At 55.0% G+C, this 4,921-nt stretch carries 6 protein-coding genes and 1 pseudogene; 2 read left to right on the forward strand and 5 right to left on the reverse strand.

The window, feature by feature from the left end; all coding sequences use genetic code 11:
• A pseudogene (locus GKAS_RS22705) lies at window positions 1-164 on the forward strand (LysR family transcriptional regulator); the annotation flags it as partial.
• Here GKAS_RS22705 and GKAS_RS22710 read toward each other — a convergent pair.
• Window positions 127-597 carry a GNAT family N-acetyltransferase gene (locus tag GKAS_RS22710; protein ID WP_035897706.1) on the reverse strand — a complete coding sequence of 157 codons (471 nt, stop codon included), beginning with the start codon at window positions 595-597 and terminating at the stop codon, window positions 127-129. The pseudogene GKAS_RS22705 and the gene GKAS_RS22710 overlap by 38 nt on opposite strands.
• A gap of 153 nt (window positions 598-750) precedes the next feature.
• On the opposite strand from GKAS_RS22710, the gene GKAS_RS22715 reads away from it, so the two are divergent.
• Window positions 751-1,698 carry an L-lactate dehydrogenase gene (locus tag GKAS_RS22715; RefSeq protein ID WP_035897708.1) on the forward strand — a complete coding sequence of 316 codons (948 nt, stop codon included), beginning with the start codon at window positions 751-753 and terminating at the stop codon, window positions 1,696-1,698.
• 79 nt (window positions 1,699-1,777) lie between these two features.
• Here the strand turns inward: GKAS_RS22715 and GKAS_RS22720 are convergent, their stop codons facing one another.
• The 4 genes from GKAS_RS22720 to GKAS_RS22735 form a co-directional block, all read right to left on the reverse strand.
• Window positions 1,778-3,025 (reverse strand): putative acyl-CoA thioester hydrolase, encoded by a 1,248-nt coding sequence (locus tag GKAS_RS22720; RefSeq protein WP_035897710.1) that lies wholly within the window; start codon window positions 3,023-3,025, stop codon window positions 1,778-1,780.
• A 77-nt stretch (window positions 3,026-3,102) separates the two neighbouring features.
• Complete coding sequence (gene pcaC, locus GKAS_RS22725) at window positions 3,103-3,492, reverse strand: 4-carboxymuconolactone decarboxylase (RefSeq protein WP_035897712.1); 390 nt, start codon at window positions 3,490-3,492, stop codon at window positions 3,103-3,105.
• Entirely contained in the window at window positions 3,482-4,246 is a 765-nt protein-coding gene (gene pcaD, locus GKAS_RS22730; protein WP_035897713.1) for a 3-oxoadipate enol-lactonase, read from the reverse strand. Before pcaD ends, pcaC begins: the two co-directional genes overlap by 11 nt.
• Window positions 4,243-4,921, reverse strand: a 679-nt coding sequence (locus GKAS_RS22735) for a lyase family protein (RefSeq protein ID WP_035897719.1), incomplete at its 5' end; no start/stop codon positions are given. The genes GKAS_RS22735 and pcaD, both read right to left, overlap by 4 nt.

Consider the following 4,921-nt stretch of genomic DNA (forward strand, 5'->3'; position numbering starts at 1 on the left):
GCAGCATGCTGGAAAGCATGCCGGGACATCATCAGGTCGAGGCATGGCCGTTGGCGGAGAAATGGCGCTGGCTAACGACCTGGCTGGTGTGGCGACGCGGGGCGATGAGCCGACAACTGGAAGCCTTTATTGCCCTTCTGGATGAACCAGCGGTTTCATCATAAAGACGCTGAGCGGATCGGGCTGATACGGCGCAAAAGCGTCGCACAGTTGATAGCCACAGCGCTGATACAGGCAGATAGCCGCATGTTGATGGACTCCCGTCTCCAGTTGCAATATGCGGCAACCGCGCTGCAATGCGGCGGTTTCCAGTTCTGCCAATAGTGTTTCACCCAGACGCTGTCCACGGTGCGTCGGGTTAATAAAGACCCGCTTCATCTCGCCCTGTCCTTCTTCTCCCAGCACAATCGCCCCGCATCCCACAGCCTCTTCACCTTTGCGGATAAGCATCACGATAAGCTGCTCGGACGGCAGCTGTGAGAGATCCAGCAGGTGATTGCTCTCCTCTGGATAGAGCGCCTCCTGATAGCGGTCAAGTTCAGCAATCAGGGCATTAACATCCGGGTTAGCAGCGTGTGTTATGGCAGTCGAGTACATAGCGGGTTCCTGTTCTATTGTTGTTTTTTTACTCTATCATTCGACCTCGTGTAGTCTCATACCATTAACTTATAATTGGCGCTGGCTATTGCGCTAACCACTTGTTAACGAGTAGTTTTATCCCCTGTTGTTTGCCCATGCAATGGAATAACCATGAACACGAAAGCGCGTAAAGTCATGATAATTGGTGCCGGCAATGTCGGCGCATCGGCAGCCTATGCGCTGCTGAATCAGAATATTTGCGAAGAATTAATCCTGGTCGATCTGAATAAAACCCGTGCCGAAGCCCATGCCCAGGACCTCAGCGATGCCGCGGCCTATATGCCGGGAATGATGACTATTTCCTGTCGCGACGTCAGCGACTGTGCGGATGTCGATATTGCGGTTATTACCGTTTCCGGCGGCGCGCTCAAGCCCGGTCAGACGAGGCTTGATGAACTGAAAAGCACCGCCAATATCGTTCACAGTATTGTTCCGCAGATGATGGCTGGCGGCTTTAACGGTATTTTCCTGATTGCCACCAACCCTTGTGACATCATCACTTGGCAGGTCTGGCAGCTCTCCGGCCTGCCGCGTAACCAGGTTATCGGTACCGGCGTATGGCTGGATACCACACGTCTACGTCGTAAGCTTGCTCAGGATCTGGAGATTGGCGCGCAGAGCATTGACGCATTTATTCTCGGTGAACACGGCGATAGTCAGTTCCCGGTCTGGTCACATTCGTCGGTGTACGGCTCCCCCATTGAAAATGTTTATCGGCATCGCACGGGGAAAGCGCTCGACCGTCAGGCCATGGCGGATAACGTACGCAAGCTGGGTTTCGAAATTTACGCGGGTAAAGGCTGCACGGAGTACGGTATTGCGGGAACGATTGCTGAAATTTGCCGCAACATCTTTACCGGTAGCCACCGCGCGCTGGCCATTTCCTGCATTCTGGATGGAGAGTATGGCGTTGATGGCGTGGCAATCGGTGTACCTGCGGTGCTCGCGCAAAGCGGTGTACAGCAGATAATCGAGCTTCAGTTGGCCGACGATGAGCGGGAGAAATTTGCCCGCTCGGTAGAGATTATTAAGACCAATATTACGCTGCTGCCAGCTTGAAACCACAGGCACAATAGTGTTGCACAGTCCGAATCTACCCTCGGACTGTGCGTTTGTGCGTGATTTTCTGGCACTGGACTTATTTCTCCCAGCGCGTATTCCACTCCCATAATCGGTTGAAATTGACGTCGTTAAGCTCTCGTAAAGCGCTGGAATTCGCTTTATACGGCCTTGCGGTGGTCGCCGCTGCCCCCCAAGGCGACAGCGCGTCGTAACCGCTATCGATAGTGCTATCAACAATTAACACCTGACCGTTCGCCGTTTTATCCGGCAGATAACCCGTCTTTCCAGCGCCCTGATCCCATGCGCGGCCGAGTTTCGCTTTGAACGCACCTTTATAGCCATCATCGGTGGTAAAACGGCTGTTCGTCACCAGAAAACCGTACGGATTATCCGGCAGCGTATTAGGAGCGAGCACATACGCTTCCGGCGAGCGACGGCTGGAGACGGTGTGAAAATGCACGCGGTCAAAGACGACGTTAGCGCGACCAAACACGTAATCCACATCGCCCTCTACGTAACTGTCCTGCATCAGTACGCGGTTGATCCTATCAGTCAGCGCCTCGTTGTGGCGATCGCTGACGTTGAGATACAGCGTATCCTGACGTCCCAACAGCCGGACGTGTTGTAGCTGGATACGATCACCGTCGGTACGCAACGCCACGCCCTGATGGGTACCCCCGTCCACCGTATCCAGCAAACTGTTAGCGATTGTCAGGTTATAGAGCTGTAAATCATGGCTTTGCGCCCAGAAAACGGCGGCACAGTTGGTGCCAATCAGCGCGCTGGTTTTTCCGGCGCACAGTGCGTACTGGTAGTAAGCCGGTGAACCCGGCGGGTAGCGGTCTGCGCTGACGGTTTTGCGATAGGTTGCTGGGCTAAACTGCGAGTCCAGCGCGAATTCGATTCTCACGTCCTGCGGCTGTTTGCCGGTACCAAAAAGGGTGATTGGCGGCGCATTGTCGGGGATATAAACCGTTCCGGTGTAAACGCCGGGATCGATGCGGATATAAAGGCGTTCGCTTCCCTGATGCTGGGCAATGGCAGCATCAATCGCTTGCTGAATATCATTATAGGGGGCCCCGGAGGTCGCGACGCGCCACGGAGTATTGTTGTCGGGAACGATGGGTTGGGGTTGCCAGGCTCCCTGCAAATCATGAACCTGCCCACCGTGGGCGAAATAGTTCTCTGCGGTATAGGCGACGGCTTCCTGCGCCGTCAACAGCGGCTTGCTTGCCGTACCCGTTGACGAAGCAGCGACGCAGCCCTGCAGCACCAGCGGCATACAGAGCAACGTCGACATTCCAGGGTAACGTAATCTTGTCATCGGTTCTCCATTAACAGCGTTAAATAGAAAAGAGGACCGATAATAATGGAACTACGTTTTATTTTTCAGGCCAGGGATCACGAATTCCCCGCATCAATATCATCGAACACCTGCTGAGCCAGATGCATCGTCGCATTTGCCGCCGGTAAACCGCAGTACAGCGCCGAGTGCATAATCAGCTCTTTCAGTTCGTCGCGGGTCACGCCGTTATTAAATGACGCCCTCAGATGCATTTTGAGTTCGGCTTCGCGGTTGAGTGCAATCAGCATGGCGATGGTTATCATGCTGCGCGTATGGTGACTCAGACCCGGACGCGTCCAGGTTTCACCCCAGGCGTAGCGCGTGATAAAGTCCTGAAACTCCTCGTTCAGCGGGGAAAGTTTCGCCACAGTGCGATCAACATGAGCGTCGCCTAGTACCTTTCGGCGAACCGCCATACCCTGCTGATAGCGTTCTTTATCCGCCATGATTCCTCCGTAAAAAAGCCACCAGCGCGGCATTAAATTCGTCGCTGGCTTCGATATTTGATAAATGTGAGGCCGGGAGACAGACCTGGAACGCGTCATCAATCTGTTGATGCAGGAAATCGGCATCGTCCACGGTAGTAACCGGATCATTTTCCCCGGCGATAATCAGCATCGGCACATGAATAGCCGCCACCTCGGCACGCAAGTCTGCGGCGGCAAGCGCATCGCAGCATTCGGCGTAGCCTTCTGCTTCTGACTCGGCCAACTGATGACACAGTTGCTCTACCACCGCGGGATGATGCTCACGGAAGGCATGAGTAAACCAGCGATCCGCAGAGCCGGCGGCAACCACGCCCATGCCTTCACTGCGCACGGTACGCGCTCGCGATAACCAGCCCGCCTGCTCGCCAATTTTAGCCGCGGTGTTCGCCACAACAACCGCCTCAAAACGTTCCGGCGCGAAGCGTGCCAGCCACAGTCCGGTCAGGCCACCCATTGAAATACCGCAGAAACTGGCGCGTTCGATATTCAGATGATCGAGCAGCGTAATCACGTCCTCACCCAGCTGTGACAACGTCACCTTTCCGCGTTTCGTCGTTTGTCCATGACCGTGCGTATCGTAGCGCAGCACCCGAAAGTGTTCGGTCAGCGCGGGCATTTGCGCGTCCCACATCGTGAGCGTCGTGCCCAGTGAGTTTGATAACACCAGTACCGGTGCCTTTTCCGGTCCGTCGAGGCGATAATGGATATTCATGTCCCTAACTCCTGAAAGCGCGCCAATATCTGGCGCACAAAGTGGTCCGCGCTACCGACAGCGTTTGCCGGATCCAGCAGCTGCGTAAGTTGCTCTGAAGAAAGATGCTGGCTCACCAGCGAATCCTTTTCCAGTAGCGGTCGTAACGGACAATCAAGCGCGATTGCCCGATGGCAAATTTTTTCAATCAGATGGTGGGCATCCGCTTTACCAATATGGGCCGCTAGTGCCTGAGTGACGGATTCAGCCATGATCAGGCCATGAGTGATATCGAGGTTATCACGCATCTTTTGCGCATTAACCTGCATCCCTGAAAGCAAATATTCGCTGTTTTCGAGCACGCCCCCCGCCAGCATCACCAGCTGCGGAAGCGTTTCCCATTCGGCCTGCCAGCCACCCAGCGCGCGTTCGTGCTGTTGAATCTGGCTCGCATACAGCGTCGCCATCAGCCCCGGCGTACGAGCGACCGCCGCAAGGATCGCAGCACAGCTAACCGGATTACGTTTATGCGGCATCGCGGACGAACCGCCTCGCCCTTCCGCAATGGGTTCACTCACTTCAGCGACTTCCGTTTGCATCATCAACGCAAAGTCATTGGCGAACTTACCAAGGGTCGCGCAAAGACCGGCATACCAGCTCGCCAGCTCAATAATACGGTCTCGCTGGCTATGCCAT

The organism is Kluyvera ascorbata ATCC 33433, assembly GCF_000735365.1.
GTDB lineage: Bacteria > Pseudomonadota > Gammaproteobacteria > Enterobacterales > Enterobacteriaceae > Kluyvera > Kluyvera ascorbata.